Here is an 18,655-nt window from a genome sequence, read left to right on the forward strand (position 1 = left end):
TTGTCATCCTCGGGTAAGCTTTGCATACTCCGCCAGTGCGCTGGTTTTACAGCGTGCACCACCCATACATTGCAAAGGTCTCGCATCAACATGTCGAAAGTGACAGGTACCGTCAAGTGGTTCAACGACGCCAAGGGATTTGGCTTTATTTCACCGGACGATGGCAGCGCCGACGTGTTCGCGCACTTTTCGGCCATCAATTCCAAGGGCTTCCGCAGCCTGCAGGAAGGCCAGAAGGTCGAGTATGAGCTGACCCAGGGCCCGAAGGGCGCCCAGGCTTCGGATATCGTGCCGGTCGCTTGATCCACTCGAACGTGCACTGAAGAACCCCGCCACGGCGGGGTTTTTTTCTCTTCTTCCCGGCGCGCGCCCGGCCCCCACGGCACGGCCCGCTTGCGCGGTCAAGGCGAGCGCTGGATCGGGCACAATCCCCGCATGGATTCCCGCATGCGCATCGCCGTCATCGGCTACGGCACCGCCGGCCAGGCATTGGCCATTCTCCTTTCCCGCGACGAGCACCACGTCGACATCTTCGAGCGTGCTGCCACGCCCGGCCCGGTAGGCGCCGGGTTCCTGCTGCAGCCCAGCGGCCTGCAGGTGCTGTGGCAGATGGGCCTGCTCGATGCCGTGCGCGGCCATGCCGTCCCGGTGCACCGGCTGCGTGGCGATACGCCCTGCGGCCGTACCGTGATGGACATGGGGTATGCCGGGCTGGATCCGCGGTTGCACGGGTTGGGCATGCAGCGGGGGGCGCTGTTCCAGCTGCTTGATGCCGCTCGGGAAGGTGCCGGCATGCTGCATGCCGGCACCCGCATCACGGCGGTGGACGATGAACGTGGCATGCTGCGTGACGATGACGGACGCCAGCACGGTCCCTACGATCTGGTGATCGCCGCCGACGGATCGTCCTCCCGTCTTCGCGCACACGTGAAAGGCACGGTGCTCGACCGCGTTTACCCTTGGGGTGCCCTGTGGTGCCTGTTGCCGGCAGAAGACTGGCCGCACGTGACCGAGCTGCGCCAGCGTTACGTGGCGGCGCGCAGGATGATCGGCTTGTTGCCGGTAGGTACCCGCCCCGGCGATGCCACGCCGCAGCTCAGCTTCTTCTGGAGCCTGCCGCGCGAGGACTTCGCGCGATGGGAAAGCGAAGGCATGCCGTCGTGGCTGCAGGAACTGCGCGGCCTGTGGCCGGAGGCGGCTTCGCGCTTCGTCCACCTGCACGATGGCGGCCAACTGGCGCGTGCGACATACCGCGATGCGGTTGTTCGACGCTGGCATAGTGGCCGGCTGGTACTGGCTGGAGATGCGGCGCACGCCATGAGCCCGCAATTGGGGCAGGGCGTGAACATGGCACTGCTCGATGCCGTGGCCCTGCGCGATGCGCTGCGTGTCCATGGGCGGAGCGGGGCGGCATTGCATGCCTATCAAGCCCAGCGCCGTGCGCACGTGGCGGTGTACCAGCGCTGGAGCCGCTGGCTGACGCCACTGTTCCAGTCCAACCACGATGCCTGGGCAAGGGCGCGCGACGTGCTGCTGGGCCCGATGGGACGGTTGCCTGGCGGGCGCGGGCACATGCTGCGCGTGCTCAGTGGCACCCAGCAGGGCTGGTTCGGCCGGATGGCGCTGGACCCTGCGTTCATCGAAGCGCTGGGTGCCCCGCAGGCGGCTCCTGCGGCCCCGGCAGCGGCCTCGCCAGCGATGATGTGAAGAACGTTGTCGATGAAGTTAACAGTCACCTCACCTCGTTCGTGGCACAACATGCAGGTACGCACCAGCCTGCGCGTCCCCGGAGCCGTTTCGTGATCCTGCGTCGCACGCACCCGGGAGGCTGCTGGTGCTGCCCCGATCCGGCTTGGGTGAGCCGACTGCAAGGAGTCCACCATGTTGTTCTCGGCCGAAGCGCTGGAATCGGAAATCTGCAAGCTGCGAGGCCTGCTGCAGATGCTGCACGAGGACCAGCCTGACGTGCTGGAAGACGTGTTCGAATTCCACGTCGGCAACCTGATCAGCCATTCCTCGCCCGACCACCACGCACACATCCGCACCTGCGCGCACGAGATGCTGGTTACCGTGCGCGCGTTGCCACGTCGCGTGGAATCCAAAGGGCCAGACTTTCGGCTGATGCCGGGCGCGTTTGCCGCCACTGCCTGATTTTTCCGGCTGTCGTGGGGTGATCTGTCCAGGGCCGGGCGTTGCCTGGGGCAGAATCGCAGGGTCCGGCTGACCGGAGGCAGGTGCAATGCACGACGAAATCGGACCGTTCCAGACCCATGTGGTGGAGAACCAGCCCCCACCGTTCACCGGTCGTGACCTGTGGTCGGACGACGCGGCGCTGGTGGAGGCCGTCCAGCGCACGGGTGCATTGGTTTTCGCCCCGCGTCTGGCGGCATACGGCAAGCTGGCCGGCGATACCCTGTACCGGCTTGGATTCGACGCCAACCGTGACCGCCCCCGCCTGCGTACGCATGATGCGCAGGGCCATCGCATCGACACCGTCGAATTCCATCCGGCTTACCACGAGCTGATGCAACTGGCCAAAGCGCACGGCGTGGCCGGCCTGTCCTGGCATGAACCCCAGCCTGGTGCCCATGTGGCACGCGCCGCCTTGAGCTACCTGCATCACCAGGCCGAAGCGGGCACCAGTTGCCCACTGACCATGACCCATGCCGCCGTGGCGGTGCTTGCCGCCCATCCCATGTTGTCCGAATGGGCGCGCAAGGCGGCTGCACCGGTATATGACCCTCGTGATGTGCCGATGGCGGACAAGGCCGGCATCACCCTGGGCATGGGCATGACCGAAAAGCAGGGGGGCTCGGACGTGCGCTCCAATGCCACCACCGCCCAGCCCGAGGCGGATGGCAGCTATCGGCTGGTGGGCCACAAATGGTTTTTCTCCGCACCGATGTCCGATGGTTTCCTGGTGCTGGCACAGGCGCCTGCAGGGCTGACCTGCCTGCTGATGCCGCGGCGTCTGCCGAATGGAAATCGCAACGCATTCCAGTTGATGCGCCTGAAGGACAAGCTCGGCGACTGGTCCAACGCCTCCAGCGAGGTCGAGTTCGCCGGTGCCCATGCCTGGCGGGTGGGCGAAGAGGGGCGCGGGGTCGCCACGATCATCCAGATGGTGATGATGACGCGGCTGGACTGCATGCTGGGTGCGGCGGCGGAGATGCGCATGGCCCTGGCGCAGGCATTGCACCACGCGCGGCACCGGCGCACGTTCGGCCAGCGCCTGTGCGATCACCCGCTGATGGCCAATGTATTGGCCGACCTGGCGCTGGAATCCGAGGCTGCCACGGCGCTGGCGATCCACGTGGCCGCTGCCGTGGACGCCGCATCGGGCGATGCACGCGAGCCGATGCGCGCGCGCGTGGGCACGGCGCTGGGCAAGTACTGGATCTGCAAGCGCGCTGCGGTATTCGTCAATGAAGCCCAGGAATGCCTGGGTGGCGCGGGCTACGTGGAAGAGTCCATGCTGCCGCGGTTGTATCGGCAGGCGCCGCTCAATTCGATCTGGGAGGGTAGCGGCAACATCCAGTGCCTGGACCTGCTGCGTGCGCTGCAGCGTGAGCCCCAGGCCCTGCAGGTGCTGCTGGAGGACCTGCAGGCGGCCTGTGGTCGTGAACCGCTGTTCGATGCCGCCCTGGCGCGCTGGTGGACCGATACGCTGCCAGGGCCGGTGCTGGCCAGGCTGTACTGCGAGCGCATGGCGTTGCTGCTGCAGGCATCGATCCTGCTGCGCGCGGGAAGTCCGGTGGCGCCGGCATTCGTGCGCAGCCGCCTGGGCACCGAACACGGCATGGCATTCGGCACCTTGCCGGGCGATATCGACGCCGACGCGCTGCTGGCACGCGCGCTGCCGTGATCTGCACGCGCGGCAAGGGAAGGGGTGCCGACGGTAACCGGCACCCCGGGCAGCGATCAGTGCTGGGCGTCGTCAGCGTTCTTTCGTGCATCGTCGGCGACGTCCCGCGCTTTTTCGGCGACGTTCTGTGCGGCATCGGCGGTGGCTTCGCTGGCGTTGACCGATGCATTGCGGGCGGCATCGTTGGCCTGGGTGGCTGCTGATGCGGTCGCATCGGCGGCGCGGTCCAGGGCCTGGCGGGTATCGGCCGCAGCCTGCCGGGAGGCGTCGGTGGCTTCGTCGGCGGCGTCGCGGGTCGCGGCGGCTGCGCGATCGACGGCGTCGCGTGCGGCGGCTCCCGCGCTGTCGGCGGCCTGTGCGGCATCCTGGCGGGCCTGTTCGGCCTCGGGGCCCTTGCAGGCGGCCAGGCCGAGCAACAGTGAGGTGGCCAGCAGGGAGGTGGTCAGCGGACGGATTTTCATGGCGGGCTCCAGCGTTCACGGTTGCAGGGAGCGCCAGCCTATTCATGACTGGGTCGATTTGGGGTGAAGGCGCGCTGCGCGCCGGCTTCGAAGCAAAAGCAAAAGCAACATCAACGGCAGAGGCTGCAGGGCTGCGGCCCACTTTCGACAGGTCCATGCAGGCTTCGAGGTAGCGCCGGGCCATGCCCGGCGGGTTGGGGCGACCGGGCATGGCCCCGCTACCCCGAATGCCAGGCAAAGAAAAAGCCGCTGGCGAACCAGCGGCTTTTCCAGAACAGCTTGAAGAAAGAAGTTATTACTTCTTGGCTTCTTCAGCAGCGTCCTTGGCCTGCTCGGCGGTGCCTTCGGCAGCCTTGGCAGCGTCGGCAGCAGCGTCTGCAGCAGCGTCGGTGGCGGCGCCAGCGGCGGCACCGGCAGCGTCGGCCGAAGCGTCAGCGGCGGTGGCGGCGGTGTCGGCAGCCTGCTGGGCAGCGTCGGCGGTTTCGGTGCCGGCAGCAGCAGCCTGGTCGGCAGCAGCCTGGGCTTCGGTGGCAGCTTCGTTGGCCGAAGCGGCGGCGTCCTGCGCAGCTTCCTGCTTCGAGCAGGCAGCCAGGGCCAGGGCCAGGGACATCGCAACCAGCAGCTTGTTGATGCTCATTAGGTGAATCCTCGTCGTTAGATTAGGCAACGCGCAGTTGCGCGCCGCCAACATGATGACAAGCCACGAATGACTGTCAAGCTTAGCCGCATTCAGTTTTGCGAATCAGGCGTTAATTCCAATCAAATCAATTCGATGGCGATGGCCGTTGCTTCACCGCCACCAATGCACAGCGTCGCGATGCCGCGCTTGCCGCCACGGCTGCGCAAGGCGTGTACCAAGGTCACCACCAAGCGTGCGCCCGACGCGCCGATCGGATGACCCAGCGCGCAGGCACCGCCATTGACGTTGAGTTTGTCATGCGGGATGCCCAGTTCGCGCATCGGTGCCATGGCCACCACGGCGAATGCCTCGTTGATCTCGAACAGGTCCACCGACTCCACGCTCCAGCCGGTCTTCTCCAGCAGCTTGTGGATCGCCCCGATCGGCGCGGTGGTGAACCATTCCGGCTCCTGCGAATGGGTGGCATGGGCGATGATGCGCGCCAGCGGCTGCACGCCGCGGGCATGCGCGTCGTCTTCCGACAGCAACACCACGGCGGCCGCACCATCGGAAATGCTGGACGAACTGGCCGCGGTCACGCTGCCGTCCTTCCTGAACGCCGGGCGGAGGGTGGGAATCTTGCCGATGTCCGCGCGCGTGGGCTGTTCATCGGCGGAGACGTCGACTTCACCCTTGCGGCTGGCGACCTTCACCGCCACGATCTCATCGGCGAAGGCACCGTTGGCCTGTGCGGCCTGCGCACGCCTGACCGACTCGATCGCGTACGCGTCCTGCTCTTCGCGGGTGAACTGGTACTTGTCCACGGCGCATTCGGCGAACTCACCCATGGCCTTGCCGTCGTAGGCGTTGACCAGGCCATCGTGGGCCATGTGGTCGACCGCCTGGAAGTTGCCGAAACGGTTGCCGGTACGGGAGTTCGGCAGCAGGTGCGGGGCGTTGGACATCGACTCCATGCCGCCGGCGACCACGATGCTGGCCGATCCCGCCTTGATCAGGTCATGGCCGAGCATGATCGCCTTCATGCCCGAACCGCAGACCTTGTTGAGCGTGGTGGCGCCGGTGGACAGCGGCAACCCGCCGGCGATCGCGGCCTGGCGGGCGGGTGCCTGGCCCAGGTTGGCCGGCAGCACGCAGCCCATGATGACTTCGGAGACGTCGCTGGCAGGCACGCCGGACTGCTCCAGCACTGCGCTGATCGCGGCGGCGCCGAGGGTCGGAGTGGGCACGCCGTTGAACTGGCCGAGGAAGGAGCCGATGGCGGTGCGCTTGGCGGCGGCGATGACGATGTTGGACATGGCAATCTCGTTGTTGCGTAAGCAAATTCGGAAAAGGAGACACGAGGCGTTGGAAGGCGACGCGAATCCCGGCAGACTGCGTGGGGGACGCCCAGTATAGGGCGTGCCCTTGACCGCTGGTGACCATGCCGGGCGCGATGGGGTGGTGGCAACCGCACTCGATTACTTCGATGGGGAGACAGGGATGAAGCACGCAGTCGTGATGACGTCGGCCAGGATGGCGCCGGCGGGAATGAACTCTGGCCTGGCCATCGCGCTTGCGCTGGCATTGACGGCCTGTGGCGGGGGCGGCGGCGGGGGCGGCAATGTCCGCGTGGATCCGCCCGTGGCGCCGCCGCCGACCACGCCGCCGCCAGTGACTCCCGAACCACCGCCACCGGCCCAGCCAACCCGGCAGGGGCACCTGGCCGCCATCAACGCGCTGGGCACGGGGCTGACCGGGCAGGGGGTGCGGATCGGCGTCGTGGACTCCGGGGTAAACCGGGCCCATCCGACCCTGGCAGGCAGGGTGGTCGCCAATTACAGCTATGTTGATGGACGGGTCAATGATCTCGGCCGGGATGATGTTGTTGGCCATGGCACCACGGTGGCCTCGCTGGCGGCCGGGGGCGTCTACGCGGGGGTGCAGCAGGGCGTGGCCCCCGGCGCTGAAATCGTATCGGCGCGCATCATCGCGGACCAACGGCCAACCGATGACGGTTCGGGCAATGGCAACCAGGTCGATGGCGCGCTGGGACTGGCGCAGGTCCACCGCGACCTGGTCAATGCCGGCGTCAAGGTCATGAACAATTCCTGGGGCGGGCTGTACTGGACGGCACCGTCGGTGACCGCGCAGATCGCAGATGAGTACCGGCCCTTCATCCTGTCCAATGGCGGGCTGGTGGTGTTCGCCACCGGCAACGACGCCCGTGCCGACCCGTCGAACATGGCGGCGCTGCCGAGCCGGCCAGGTCCTTCGGGCACGCGGCCGGCCGCAGACCTCGCACGCGGCTGGCTGGCGGTGACGGCCGTGGATACCGTCAATCCCACGCAGCGGGCCGCCTATGCCAACGCCTGTGGCGAGGCGGCCGATTACTGCCTGGCAGCGCCGGGCACGGCGGTCTATCCGGATCCACAGGCCACTGATGGATCGGCGTCGTTTTTCTATGGCTGGGGCACGTCCTATGCAGCGCCACTGGTCTCCGGCGCGGCTGCGCTGGTCTGGCAGCGCTTCCCCTACTTCAGCAACGACCTGGTGCGGCAGACCCTGCTGGGCACGGCTACCGACATTGGTGCGGCCGGGGTGGATCCGGTGTTCGGCCATGGCCTGCTCAATGTCGGCAAGGCCATCGACGGGCCGGCACGGTTCGATTGGGGCGACGTCACCGCCAACGTTTCCCAGCTTGGCCTGGATTCGGTGTGGCGCAACGACATCAGTGGCAATGGGGGCCTGGTCAAACAGGGCGTCGGCGCGCTCGGGCTGGCCGGGCGCAACACCTTCACCGGCGGTACCCGGATCGAGAAGGGAACGCTGGCGCTGCGCAATGGTGGTTCGATCACTTCCAATGTCAGCATCGTCGCACAGGCAGGCAGCCCCAGCGGTGCAGGCCTGCAGTTCATGACCGGAGCTTCGCGCGTGGTCGGCAATGTCGACAACGGTGCCAGCGTGGTGCTGACCAGCGCCAATGCCGATGCGACCATCGAGGGCGACTACCTGCAGCGCGAAGGGGCACAGCTGATGATCGCCCTGGGCGTCAATGCGCTGCAGGTGACCGGTAGCGCAACGCTGCAGGGCGGCGGTGTCCTGGTCAACGGCGCCATCGCCGGCTATGTGCCTGCCGATGGCAGTCGCCAGCCGCTGATCCGCGCGCAGGGCGGTCTGTCGGGTCGTTTCAACGTGGCGCCGGACAGCCTGAACGGCGTTACGCTGCTGGAGTCCAGCTACGGCTATGACAGCAACGAGGCCTGGCTGGAGCTGGCGCGTGTCAGCGTGGTCAGGGCAGCCAGCGCAGCGGCGCTGGGAGCGCGGGCGCAGGGAGCGGCACAGCGGGTGGAGCAGGCCTTTGAGCTGCTCGATGCGGATGCCGGCCAGCAGGGCACGGCATTCGCCGATGCGGCAGGGCAACTGCAGCGCAGCGATGGCGGTGCTTCCGGATTGGCAGCCAGCCTGGACAGCCTGTCCGGCAAGGCACATGCGCTGGCGACCCAGGCCACGTTCGACAGCATCGACATGAGCCGTCGTGCGGTGGCAGCCCGTTTTGGCCAGGTGCAGGCCGCACCCGCCCTGCGCGGTGCATGGCAGGGCACGTTGGGAGACGCGGGACAGGGCGGTTTCGCCGGCAGCGCGGCGCAGACCCATGGCTGGATGGTCGGGCAGGAAAGCCCGCTGGCTGGCAATGGCGTGCTGGGGGTTGCCTTCGGCGAAGTACGCAACGTGGCCAGCGGCAGCAGCAACGGCGGTTCCGGCCGTGACCGCCAGGCACAGGGCCAGGTCTACGCAGGCTGGAACCTGGGGCGTGGTTACGCCTTGGCGCAGCTGGGTGCAGGCCAGTTCCAGCGCCAGGTGGACCGTCAGCTGCTGCTGGGCAACGCGGCCGTGGGCGCAGGCGCGCGCTACGGCGGGCGTTTCGGCAGTGCCAGCATCGAAACCGGCCTCCGGCTGGGCGATGCGCGCGCTTCGCTGACGCCGTATCTCGGCGCCAGCCAGGTGCAGGTGCGCTCGGATGGCTTCGCCGAACAGGGCGGTCTGGGTTTCGGCCTGCGTACCCGCGATGCGACGGCGCGGCGCAGCCTGGCCCTGCTGGGCCTGCGCGGTGAGCGCCAGTGGCAGGCCTGGACATTGCGGGCGTACACCGAGTGGCAGCGCGAACTCTCCAGCGCAGGCTTCGATGCCCAGGCCAGCTTCACGGGAATCGAGGCATGGGCGCCGATGATCGGTGGAACGCTGCCGCGTTCGTCGGCGTTGGCCGGCGTGGCAGTGGAATCCTGGCTGGGGCGCAGCGGCCGGTTGTCGTTCGGCTACGACCAGCGCTTTGGCGGCGGCCTGGACGTATCGCAGGTCGCGCTGCGCTACAGCGCCGGGTTCTGACGGCTGAAGTGCATCGCGTTGCCATGTCCCGCCGCTTTTCCCGGTGACGGGCGTGGCCCGTCACTGTCCTCGAGCCGGGGTCAGCCGGCGCGCAGGTCACCCAGGCGCGGGGTGGCCCGCCCCATCGGCAGTTTCAGCTTGCCGATGGACTGGATGCGTTTCTCGGCAATGCGATCTGCCGCGCGCTGAGGCGAAATGTTCTCGCGCTGGGACATCTCGAAGATCCGGCCCAGGTTGTGGTAAATGCTGCGGATCAGCCGCATGGCGCGTTCGCGGTTGTAACCATCGATCTCCAGCGACACGTTCATCACGCCACCGGCATTCACTGCGTAGTCCGGGGCATACAGGATGCCGCGCGCATGCAGCTCATCGCCCACTTCCGGGCTGGACAGCTGGTTGTTGGCGGTGCCGCAGATGATGCGTGCCTTCAGCCGCGGCAGTACCTCCGGGGTGATGGCACCTTCCAGTGCACAGGGCGCGAAGACATCGGCATTGACCTCGTGGATCTCGTCGGGCTTCACGGCTTCGGCGCCGTATTCGGATACGGCACGATCGACCAGGGCCGGATTGAGGTCGGTGACGTACAGCCGGGCACCGCGATCACGCAGCAGCTTCACCAGCTCCATGCCGATGTGGCCCAGGCCCTGCACGGCGATGCTGGTCTTGCCTACCTCTTCATGGCCCAGCTTGGCCTGCAGCGAGGCCATCAGCGCCTGCAGCGCGCCATAGGCGGTGAACGGGGCCGGATCGCCAGAGCCGCCATGTACCTGGTGCACGCCGGTGACGTACTGGCTCTCCAGATAGATGTTCTCCATGTCGTTGACATCGGTGCCAACGTCCTCGGCGGTGATGTAGCGACCGCCCAGCGCGTCGACATGGCGGCCGAATGCGCGGAACAGCACTTCGGTCTTGTCCCGGCATGGGTCGCCGATGATCACGGCTTTGCCGCCGCCCACGTTCAGCCCGGCCAGTGCGTTCTTGTAGGTCATCGTCCGGCTCAGCCGCAGCACGTCGTCCAGTGCTTCTTCGGTGCTCGCATACGGACGCATGCGAACGCCGCCCAAGGCCGGGCCCAGGGTGGTGTCGTGCAGGGCGATGATCGCCCGCAAGCCGGCGTCCGGGTTGTGGCAGAACACCACTTGCTCGTGACCGGTAGATGCGAGGGTTTCGAAAAGCATGGCGACTCCGTTGGCATGAACTGCGGCGAACCACTGCGAACATGCCAGCAATTTTGAAGGACTGAAAACAAAAAAAGCGACTTCGTCATCGGCAGGACGGGTCGCGCGGGGCCATTCTAGTCCATTCCCGGCCGCCCGATGTGCACGCCCGGTGCAGCCGCTGCCGGGGGCAGGAGGCCGGCAGGGGCGCGGGTGGCTGGAACAGGCGTCCGGTACGACATTGCATCTGCTGCCGGGGGCCTGGCGGTGGTTCCCTGGCCGGGTGCGGCACCGGGCCCCGCTTGGCAAAGCGGCCGGGCATGGCCTGGCGCTACAGTTGCGATTCCAGCGGCAGCCAGCTGATGACCCGCGCGCTGGTGCGCAGGCGCAGGCTGCTGTCCGGTTCGGTGCCGATCCAGGTTGGCGGTGGCGTGCGTTGCAACCAGCGCACCCGGTCCCGGCCATCCAGGCCCAGCCACCAGCTTTGTTCCGGGCTGGCCAGGCGCAGGTACTCGCCGGTCAGCTGGCGCGCCAGCACCGGGTCATCGAAGATGACGCCCATTTCGGTGTTCAGATAGGCCGAGCGCGGATCGAGGTTGAACGATCCGACGAAGCCATGGCGGTCGTCCAGCACGAACGCCTTGGTATGCAGGCTGGCGCCGCTGCTGCCGAAGAGCCCTGAGCTGGTTGCCTGTCCATGTGCTTTCAGTTCGTACAGCTGCACGCCGGCCTGCAGCAGCGGCACGCGGTAATGCATGTAACCGCCGTGCACTGCGACCACGTCGTTGGCCGCCAGCGAATTGGTGATCACCCCGACCTGCACGTCGCGGGCGCGCATCTGCGCCAACCCCTGGAGGCCTTCATCGCCGGGTACGAAATAGGGCGAGATCAGCAGTGCCTTGTGCCGTGCAGCGGTCAGCATGTCGACCAACCGGGTGACCAGCCAGTCGTGCCGGTCGTCGCGGCGATGCTTCATCGGCGGGTCCGAGACGATGTGCACGTCGCCGCTCCAGTGCAGCGGCTCCTCGCTGGCGCGGGCACGCTGCCGTGATGCAGCCACTTCCTCCAGGTAGGGCTGGGCGGCGTCCAGCCGCGCACGGTTGTCCGATTCGCGCATCAGCAGCCTCAGCTGCGCACGCGTGTGGTAGGCCAGCGCGGAGATCGGCACGGCGGCGTCGCTGTTCCAGTAGTCGTCGAACACCTGGTTGGCCTCATCCACTGCTTCGCCGGCAACCAGCAGGTCGAGGTCGCGGAAGTTCACGTCCGCACGGGCGCTGAAGTACTCCTCGCCGATGTTGCGGCCACCGACGATGGCCACGCGTCCATCGGCGATCCAGCTCTTGTTGTGCATGCGATGGTTGACCGAGAACACCCGTTGCACCATCTCCACCATGCGCCAGATGCCGCTGCGGTTGCGGAACGGGTTGTACAGGCGGATCTCGATGTTGGGATGGCTGTCGAGCGCCATCATCAACGCGTCCTTGTCCTGGGCGTTCATGTCATCCAGCAACAGGCGCACGCGTACGCCGCGCTCGGCGGCATCGTGCAGGGCGCGCGCCATCAGGTGGCCGATCAGGTCGTCATGCCAGATGTAATACTGCAGGTCCAGGCTGCGTTCGGCGCGTTCGGTGATCACCGAGCGTGCGGCAAACGCATCCAGGCCATCGGACAGGAACGCCACTCCCGACTGCCCGGGATGGGCGGCCTGCAGGGCACTCACCTCGCGGTCGATGCGGGTCTGCGCGGCCTGCACCGGCAACACGCCGGACCGTTCGCCACGCGCCTGCGGCGTCAAACGGTCGGCCAGCAGCAGGCCGGAGAGCACCAGCAGCACCAGCAGGGCCAGCACGATGGCCAGCACGCGCAGCAGGCGGCGCCACAATGGCAAGGATTCAGTCATGGGTCGATCCTAACCGGCCGGACGCTGCACGCGTAGTGCTCTATTCAGAAGCGCTCGTCGGCACCGAGGTAACGCCAGTGCCCGGCCGCCAGCTTGCCCAGTGAAACGCGGCCGATGCGCAGCCGGCGGATGCCGACCACCTGCATCGAGGCGCCTGCACAGGCTTCGCGCAGCATGCGTGGATGCAGGCCCTTGCCAGCAAAGCGGAGTCGCTGTTCGCTCTGCCAGCTGATCTTGCAGCCGGGGATCGTTCGCCCGTTTTCTTTCAGCCCGGCCTGCAGCCGTGCGACGTCCCACAATGCGCGCTCGCCCTGCACATCCACCAGGAATTCCTGTTCGGTGCGCGACAACTGCTGCTGCAGGTGGCTCAGGATCAGCGGGTCCTGGCTGATCACCACCAGGCCGCTGTCCGCCGCCGGCAGCGATGCGGCCAACTGCAATCCGTGGAAGTGTCGCTGCAGTGGCCGGGTGCCGCTGGCATCCAGCGGGCTCTGCGTTTCCGGGGTGATCTGTGCGCACAGCGCGTCGGCAGGCATGCCCGGCGGCTTGGCCAGCAGCATGCTCACGCGCTCGGCGCGTTCGTCGCGGGCTGCAGGATCCAGGTCTATCTGTTCGGTGGTGACCGCTGCCTGCGGCTGTTCCACCACCTGGCCATCCACGCGCACCCAGCCGCCTTCGATGTAGCGGCGGGCTTCGCCGCGGGGGCAGCCGAGCAGTTCGGCGAGGCGTTTGTCCAGTCGGATGGGGAGCATGGGGCAGGGGACCTCGAGGGGGGCGCAGTGTACCTGTCGCGGCGCCGGGCTGCTTCAGTCGCCGCGGTGGGCAAGTTCGGTCAGGTACAGCCGGGTATCGAATTCCAGTTGCATGTAATCCGGTTCCATGTGCTGGCACAACTGGTAGAACGCCTTGTTATGCTCGGCTTCCTTCAGGTGCGCCAGCTCGTGCACCACGATCATCCGCAGGAAGGCCGCCGGCGCCTGGCGGAATACGCTGGCCACGCGGATTTCACGACTGGCCTTCAGCCGCCCGCCCTGCACCCGCGACACCGCCGTATGGGTGCCCAGGGCATGCTTCACCACTTCCAGCCGGTTGTCGTAGCAGACTTTGTTCAGCGGCACCGACTGGCGCAGGAAGCGATCCTTCAGCTCCCGGGTGTAGTCGTACAACTGGCGGTCGCTGCGTACCTCGTGCAGGTCTGGATAGCGGCGCTGCAGCACGGTCCCGAGGCGGTCGTCGGCCAGCAGCTGGCGCACCTGCTGCAGCAGCGGTTCGGGATAGCCGGTGAGGTATTTCAAGGCAGGCATGTGGCGGCCGGGGCTCCGGTATCATGGAGGCCCCTACGATAGACCAGTTGCAGGCAGGACCATGGCAAAGCCGAACGCGCTGCAGGAACAATTGCTCAAGGCCGGGCTGGCCAGGAAGGCGCAGGCCAGTGCGGCTGCCCGGGAACAGGCCAAGGCACGGCAAGGCAAGGCGCCGGATGCGTCGGCGGAGATCCAGCGCGAGGCCGAAAGGGTGCGTGCGGAAAAGGCCGAGCGCGATCGGGCCATCGCCGCCGAGCGCAATGCGCAGGCGCGCGCCACTGAATTGAAGGCCCAGGCGCGGCAGATCATCCAGGCGCATGCGGTGCCGCATGCGGGCGAAAGCGAGTATCGCTTCAATGACGGGGCGGCGATCCGCACGCTGCTGATCGATGCCACGCTGCGCAAGGCGCTGTCCGCCGGCGCGCTGGTCATCGTGTCGCATGGCGAGGGCCATGCGTTGTTGCCGCGCGCTGCGGCGGAGAAGGTGCGCGAGCGCGCACCGGAGGCCATCGTGGTCGACCACGGACAGGTCGGCGAGAGCACGGTTCCATCGACCGGCAATGCCGAGGATGATGCGTATTACGCGCAGTTCCAGATTCCGGACGACCTGGTCTGGTAACAGGTGTCGTGCGGCGCCAGGTAGCGCCGGGCCATGCCCGGCGGCATGGGGTGATGGTAGAGCGGGTCCATGACCCGCTGCTCCTGTTTCCGGCATCACGCACACGGCGGCGGGGCATCGCCCCGCTCTACCGCTTTTCTCTTTATTTCATCCGCGGCGGCGGCACCCGCTCGACGTGCCCCGACAGGCGCTTCACCATCGGGGGACTAGGCTGTGAGTCCATTCATGCGGAGGAATGCCCATGGCCACCGGATGGGCGGGTGATGGCGCGGTGCAGGACCAGATCGATGCGACCGTCGATGACGCGATCGCGCGGGCACGACGCCAACTGCGCCAAGGACCCGGCCTGGAACATTGCGAGGAATGCGACGCGCCGATACCGCTGGCACGCCGGCAGGCCGTGCCCGGCGTGCGCCTGTGCATCAGCTGCCAGCAGGCCCACGATGAAGAAGAGCAGGCGCAGGCCGGCTTCAACCGGCGTGGCAGCAAGGACAGCCAGCTGCGCTGAGCAGCAGCGCTTCGTCCGGCATCGCGCAACGGCAGCGGGTCATGGACCCGTTCTACCGAGCGCCTTGCCTGAACGTCCAGCCTTGCGGGATGGGCCGGGCTGCGGAAAGGATTCACGCATGCCGTTCGACCAGGCTCAACCATCTCCCTGGATGCCTCCGGGTGCCTGAGCGGGATCGCGCCAACGACGCACCGTGCGCTGGAAGAACAGGTTGTTCGGCAACTGCAGTACCGTGCCTTCATGGCCTTCGCCGGTTTCCAGCAACGTGGTGTAGATCAGGTTGACATCGATCACCCGGCCTTTCAGGCCCGGCTTCTCGCCGTTCTCCAGCACCTCGATGTAGTCATGCAGGCGGAACGGCCGGGTGGTGAAGATCAGCAGCGTGCAGAAGATGTTGGACAGCACGCTCCAGGCGGCGAAGAACGCCACGGCACCTACGGCGGCAAAACCGGTGAATGCAGTCCACAGCACTGCCCCGGAGGTGCCGAGTATGCGCAGGATCACCAGCAGCGTGCCGAAGTGCACCACGAAGGTGGTGATCCGGCGCGCACCCATGACCATCTCCGGCGGCAGCGAGTAATGCGTGGCGAAGCGGCGGATCAACCGCCGCGCGACCAGCCGCAATACCCAAGCGACCAGCAGCGTGAGCAGGATCAGGCCGACCATCTGTGCCTGTTCGATCCAGGCGTGCGCCCACGACGGCAGGTACTTCTCCATTCAATGACATCCGGTTGATACGCAGGGGAAGTCGATGTTACCCGCGCCGGGACCGCCTTTCGACCAGCGCCGGTACGATGGCCGAATCGACGCAGGCCAGCACGGCACCGGCGCGCAGCAGGCAGGTCTGCCCGTCACCGGACCGCAGCTGCAGCTGCAGGGGATTGCCCTGCAGCATCGCGCAGACGACGATGGCGAGCAGGCCGCTGATGGCGGTGGTGGACATGCAGGCTCTCCCTGGCCACGAGCGGCCGATGCGTCACTGCCTTGTGATGCTGGCCGCGCCGGAAAGGTTTAAAGGCAGCAGGCCGCGTGTGCTTTAAACCTTTTCCCCCGCCGCTGCATCCAAGGACCATGCTCGACATTCCCATGCCAGCGACGCACCCCGACCCCAGCGCCTGCGATGAGGCAGCCATGGTGCGTGCGGCGGCGGCGGGCGACGTGTCGGCCTACGAGCAGCTTTACCGCCAGCACGCGCCACGCCTGTTCTCGGTGTTGTGGCGGTTGTGCGGCGGCCAGCAGGCGCGGGCCGAAGACGCGTTGCAGGAGACCTTCCTGCAGGCATGGAAGGCGCTGCCCGGGTTCCGCATGGAGAGCAGCCTGGCGACCTGGCTGCACCGCATGGGCGTCAATGCCGCATTGATGGAGCTGCGCGCTCGCGGTCCCTTGCTGCATGACGAAAGCCTGGACGAGCTGGACGAGACGCATGCCGGACTCGGTGTGCACGATGCCTGCGCAGGGACCGAGCGCGACCTGGAGAGGGCGGTGGCGCTGCTGCCGCCGCGTGCGCGTGCCGTCCTGGTCCTGCACGACATCGAGGGTTGGAAACACCATGAAATCGCCGAACAGCTGCAGATGGCCGTCGGCAGTTCCAAGGCACAGCTGCACCGGGCACGCGGCCTGCTGCGTGCCCGATTGGGAGACATGACATGAACCATTACCGCGACCCCGAAGGCGATACGCACGACGCGCTGCAGGCGTGCCTGCGCGGACTGCCGGCCCACCGGCCGCCGCCAGCCGATGGCTGGACGCGGCTGCAGGCTGCCTTGCCACCCCGCGATGCTGCAACCCCGTTGCCGCACGCAGCAGGGCGTGCATCCGGCATCCAGCGCGGTCGCCGCAGGTTGCGCTGGTCACTGCCTGCAGGTGCCGCGCTTGCCGCCAGCCTGGCCCTGTACTGGGTGCTGCCGCTATCGTTGCCGCGGCATGCTGCACCCGCTGGCCCGAGTGCGCTGCAAGTGCAGGCGAACGTGCTGACCGAGGAGTACCAGCAGGCCATGGCAGCATTGCCGGTCGTCGGTGCCCCGGAATGGCAGCCAGCACTGGCGGAGCTCGACCTGAGCGCAGACCAGATCCGTGCGGCGTTGAGCCAGAGCCCGCGTTCGCGCCTTCTCCTTGGACAACTGCAGCGCACCTATGCGCTGCGTCTGCAACTGACCCGGCAGGCGGCCATGGCCTCCGCCGGCCTGCCTACCTGACCCCATCCACCCCGAGGGCATCGATCATGCGCTTTTCCATCCTGTTGTCCGCCACCATGCTGTTGTCGGCCCCTGCCTGGGCCGATACCCGGGTGGATGATCGCCACGTACTCGCCACGGGTGGCCGCGTGGAGCTTGGCAATATCGCTGGCAAGGTCAGCGTGCGCGGTTGGGACCGCAACGAGGTCCAGCTGACCGGCACGCTGTCTGACGGCCTGACGTTGAAACCCGACAAGAGCGCCAACCGGGTACGCTGGGAAGTCGAGTATCCGCGTCGCAGCAACAACGGTGGCGCCACCCTGGAGCTGCGGGTGCCACGTGCGGTGGAACTGGAGCTGAGCACGATAAGTGCGGACATGGATGTCAGCGGCATTGATGTGAAGCGTTTGCAGGCCAGCACCGTGAGCGGCGACATCCGGGTTGCCGGGCGTGCGGGTGAGAGTGCCCTGACCACGGTGAGCGGCGACCTGGCCAGCCAACTGCAGACGGCGCGGATGGATGCGCGCACGGTCAGTGGCAGCATCCGTGCGGACGGCGGAGTTTCAGGGGAGATCGGAGCGGCGACGGTGTCGGGCCAGATAGGCGTCGATGCCGGACGTACCCAGCGGCTGGCGGTGGAGACGGTGTCGGGCAACGTGGACGTATCGGCGTCCGCGCTGGCGCCCGGCGGCCGGATCAGCGTGGAGTCGGTGAGTGCGCCGATCTCACTGCGCCTGCCACGCAACGTCTCCGCACAGCTTTCGGTCGAAAGCTTCAGTGGCACGATCGACAGTGATGCGGGCAAGGTCGAGCGGCCGCGCCACGGCCCTGGCAGCTCGTTGGATGCTCGATTGGGAAGTGGCGATGGTGACATCAGCCTGCAGTCGCATTCCGGCAAGGTGCGGGTGCGGCTGGACCGCTGAGCGGCCGGGGAAGGGCGATGCGATCCAGCGTGGCCGGCCGCGGCGGTGATGCCGCCGCGGTCGCCGGCGCGGTCAGCTGGCCTTTTTCATCGACCAGGTGGTGCCGAGGACTTCGATCTTGCCGCCGGCCTTGCGGAACGCAGCCAGGTCGGCGGCGATGCTGTTGCTGTTGAGCAGGCCGCCGGACGAGCCGCCCTTGCGCTCATTGCGGATGGTGTTGCTGGCCTTCGCGGGGGTCTTTGCCTTGCGGGGCATGGGTGCTCCTGTCAGGTGGAAGGGGAGGTGGACATCCAGGCTTCTGCCTGGCTCTGGTAATGCCGCCGTTCGCGGTGGCAGTCATCGCCGCCCATCTGGAACTGGCGGCATATTGTCGGGCGCTGCGTGTAGATGGTGCAGCGCAGGTGATACGGATCGATGGCAGCGCACCAGCCTTCTTCGTTCTGCGCCATGCGCCGACCGCCCTGGCCGTCGCTTTCCACCAACCAGATGGGGACGTCATCGCCGGGCATCAACCATACCGGCAGCCGGCAGCAGACTGCCTCACAACGACGGCAGTCGATGGGGGCGGGCGGTTGTTCAGGTTGTAAGGCCTCGTGGGCCTTCGTGATGCCCAAGGATGGTCTCGATCGCGGCTCGGAGCTGGATTGCGGCCATGGCAGAGCCAGGAAGCATGGCCGCAGGGACCCGCGGGCGGGTCCTCTGCGTAGCGACACACGTCGGAAAGCCCCGACGGAAAACGCAG

Annotated in this window: 21 protein-coding genes; 10 read left to right on the top strand and 11 right to left on the bottom strand. The window is 67.2% G+C overall.

The genetic code is table 11. The features are described 5' to 3' along the window. The first annotated feature begins 90 nt into the window (after nt 1-90). The 4 genes from cspE (at nt 91) to H4O11_RS00675 (ending at nt 3,865) form a co-directional block, all read left to right on the top strand. Nucleotides 91-303 carry a transcription antiterminator/RNA stability regulator CspE gene (cspE, locus tag H4O11_RS00660; protein WP_182337500.1) on the top strand — a complete coding sequence of 71 codons (213 nt, stop codon included), beginning with the start codon at nt 91-93 and terminating at the stop codon, nt 301-303. A gap of 132 nt (nt 304-435) precedes the next feature. Next, a complete protein-coding gene (locus H4O11_RS00665; protein ID WP_182337501.1) occupies nt 436-1,707 on the top strand; it encodes an FAD-dependent oxidoreductase in 1,272 nt (423 codons plus the stop codon). 174 nt (nt 1,708-1,881) lie between these two features. Continuing rightward, nucleotides 1,882-2,151 (top strand): hypothetical protein, encoded by a 270-nt coding sequence (locus H4O11_RS00670; protein ID WP_182337502.1) that lies wholly within the window; start codon nt 1,882-1,884, stop codon nt 2,149-2,151. A gap of 88 nt (nt 2,152-2,239) precedes the next feature. Then, nucleotides 2,240-3,865: an acyl-CoA dehydrogenase family protein gene (locus H4O11_RS00675; protein ID WP_182337503.1), complete on the top strand. Its 1,626-nt coding sequence runs from the start codon at nt 2,240-2,242 to the stop codon at nt 3,863-3,865. Nucleotides 3,866-3,921: 56 nt separating this feature from the next. Here H4O11_RS00675 and H4O11_RS00680 read toward each other — a convergent pair whose 3' ends face one another. The 3 genes from H4O11_RS00680 to H4O11_RS00690 form a co-directional block, all read right to left on the bottom strand. Continuing rightward, on the bottom strand, nt 3,922-4,326 hold the full coding sequence (locus tag H4O11_RS00680; RefSeq protein ID WP_182337504.1) for a hypothetical protein: 405 nt from the start codon (nt 4,324-4,326) through the stop codon (nt 3,922-3,924). A 295-nt stretch (nt 4,327-4,621) separates the two neighbouring features. Continuing rightward, complete coding sequence (locus H4O11_RS00685) at nt 4,622-4,963, bottom strand: hypothetical protein (protein WP_182337505.1); 342 nt, start codon at nt 4,961-4,963, stop codon at nt 4,622-4,624. A gap of 122 nt (nt 4,964-5,085) precedes the next feature. Continuing rightward, nucleotides 5,086-6,261 carry a thiolase family protein gene (locus H4O11_RS00690; RefSeq protein WP_182337506.1) on the bottom strand — a complete coding sequence of 392 codons (1,176 nt, stop codon included), beginning with the start codon at nt 6,259-6,261 and terminating at the stop codon, nt 5,086-5,088. Nucleotides 6,262-6,445: 184 nt separating this feature from the next. On the opposite strand from H4O11_RS00690, the gene H4O11_RS00695 reads away from it, so the two are divergent. Continuing rightward, on the top strand, nt 6,446-9,328 hold the full coding sequence (locus H4O11_RS00695; RefSeq protein WP_246333203.1) for an autotransporter serine protease: 2,883 nt from the start codon (nt 6,446-6,448) through the stop codon (nt 9,326-9,328). 80 nt (nt 9,329-9,408) lie between these two features. Here H4O11_RS00695 and H4O11_RS00700 read toward each other — a convergent pair whose 3' ends face one another. The 4 genes from H4O11_RS00700 to H4O11_RS00715 all read right to left on the bottom strand — a co-directional run bounded on the left by H4O11_RS00700 (nt 9,409) and on the right by H4O11_RS00715 (nt 13,689). Further along, on the bottom strand, nt 9,409-10,506 hold the full coding sequence (locus H4O11_RS00700; RefSeq protein WP_182337507.1) for a Glu/Leu/Phe/Val dehydrogenase: 1,098 nt from the start codon (nt 10,504-10,506) through the stop codon (nt 9,409-9,411). Nucleotides 10,507-10,816: 310 nt separating this feature from the next. Beyond that, nucleotides 10,817-12,385: a phospholipase D family protein gene (locus H4O11_RS00705; RefSeq protein ID WP_182337508.1), complete on the bottom strand. Its 1,569-nt coding sequence runs from the start codon at nt 12,383-12,385 to the stop codon at nt 10,817-10,819. A gap of 44 nt (nt 12,386-12,429) precedes the next feature. Beyond that, a complete protein-coding gene (locus H4O11_RS00710; protein WP_182337509.1) occupies nt 12,430-13,137 on the bottom strand; it encodes an RNA pseudouridine synthase in 708 nt (235 codons plus the stop codon). Nucleotides 13,138-13,191: 54 nt separating this feature from the next. Beyond that, a complete protein-coding gene (locus tag H4O11_RS00715; RefSeq protein ID WP_182337510.1) occupies nt 13,192-13,689 on the bottom strand; it encodes a M48 metallopeptidase family protein in 498 nt (165 codons plus the stop codon). A 61-nt stretch (nt 13,690-13,750) separates the two neighbouring features. On the opposite strand from H4O11_RS00715, the gene H4O11_RS00720 reads away from it, so the two are divergent. Further along, entirely contained in the window at nt 13,751-14,308 is a 558-nt protein-coding gene (locus H4O11_RS00720; protein WP_182337511.1) for a DUF2058 domain-containing protein, read from the top strand. Between the two features lie 241 nt (nt 14,309-14,549). After that, nucleotides 14,550-14,816: a DksA/TraR family C4-type zinc finger protein gene (locus tag H4O11_RS00725; protein ID WP_182337512.1), complete on the top strand. Its 267-nt coding sequence runs from the start codon at nt 14,550-14,552 to the stop codon at nt 14,814-14,816. 135 nt (nt 14,817-14,951) lie between these two features. Here the strand turns inward: H4O11_RS00725 and H4O11_RS00730 are convergent, their stop codons facing one another. Both H4O11_RS00730 and H4O11_RS00735 read right to left on the bottom strand, forming a co-directional pair. After that, entirely contained in the window at nt 14,952-15,533 is a 582-nt protein-coding gene (locus H4O11_RS00730) for a mechanosensitive ion channel domain-containing protein (protein ID WP_182337513.1), read from the bottom strand. 37 nt (nt 15,534-15,570) lie between these two features. Then, nucleotides 15,571-15,759 carry a hypothetical protein gene (locus tag H4O11_RS00735; protein ID WP_182337514.1) on the bottom strand — a complete coding sequence of 63 codons (189 nt, stop codon included), beginning with the start codon at nt 15,757-15,759 and terminating at the stop codon, nt 15,571-15,573. Between the two features lie 128 nt (nt 15,760-15,887). Between H4O11_RS00735 and H4O11_RS00740 the strand changes: the two genes are divergently transcribed. Genes H4O11_RS00740 through H4O11_RS00750 form a run of 3 tightly spaced genes read left to right on the top strand, consistent with a single transcriptional unit; the run spans nt 15,888 to nt 17,913 of the window. Further along, nucleotides 15,888-16,466, top strand: coding sequence for an RNA polymerase sigma factor (locus tag H4O11_RS00740; RefSeq protein WP_182337515.1), 579 nt, complete (start codon nt 15,888-15,890; stop codon nt 16,464-16,466). Then, complete coding sequence (locus tag H4O11_RS00745) at nt 16,463-17,011, top strand: hypothetical protein (RefSeq protein ID WP_182337516.1); 549 nt, start codon at nt 16,463-16,465, stop codon at nt 17,009-17,011. The genes H4O11_RS00740 and H4O11_RS00745 overlap by 4 nt, the downstream gene beginning before the upstream one ends. A 26-nt stretch (nt 17,012-17,037) precedes the next feature. Next, nucleotides 17,038-17,913, top strand: a complete 876-nt coding sequence (locus H4O11_RS00750) for a DUF4097 family beta strand repeat-containing protein (RefSeq protein ID WP_182337518.1) — start codon at nt 17,038-17,040, stop codon at nt 17,911-17,913. Between the two features lie 72 nt (nt 17,914-17,985). Here the strand turns inward: H4O11_RS00750 and H4O11_RS00755 are convergent, their stop codons facing one another. Next, on the bottom strand, nt 17,986-18,168 hold the full coding sequence (locus tag H4O11_RS00755; RefSeq protein WP_182337520.1) for a hypothetical protein: 183 nt from the start codon (nt 18,166-18,168) through the stop codon (nt 17,986-17,988). 11 nt (nt 18,169-18,179) lie between these two features. Next, the gene (locus tag H4O11_RS00760) at nt 18,180-18,527 is read right to left on the bottom strand and encodes a YkgJ family cysteine cluster protein (protein WP_246333204.1); all 348 of its coding nucleotides are present in this window, start codon (nt 18,525-18,527) and stop codon (nt 18,180-18,182) included. Nucleotides 18,528-18,655: the final 128 nt, after the last annotated feature.

Source organism: Stenotrophomonas tumulicola (assembly GCF_014117215.1).
GTDB lineage: Bacteria > Pseudomonadota > Gammaproteobacteria > Xanthomonadales > Xanthomonadaceae > Stenotrophomonas > Stenotrophomonas tumulicola.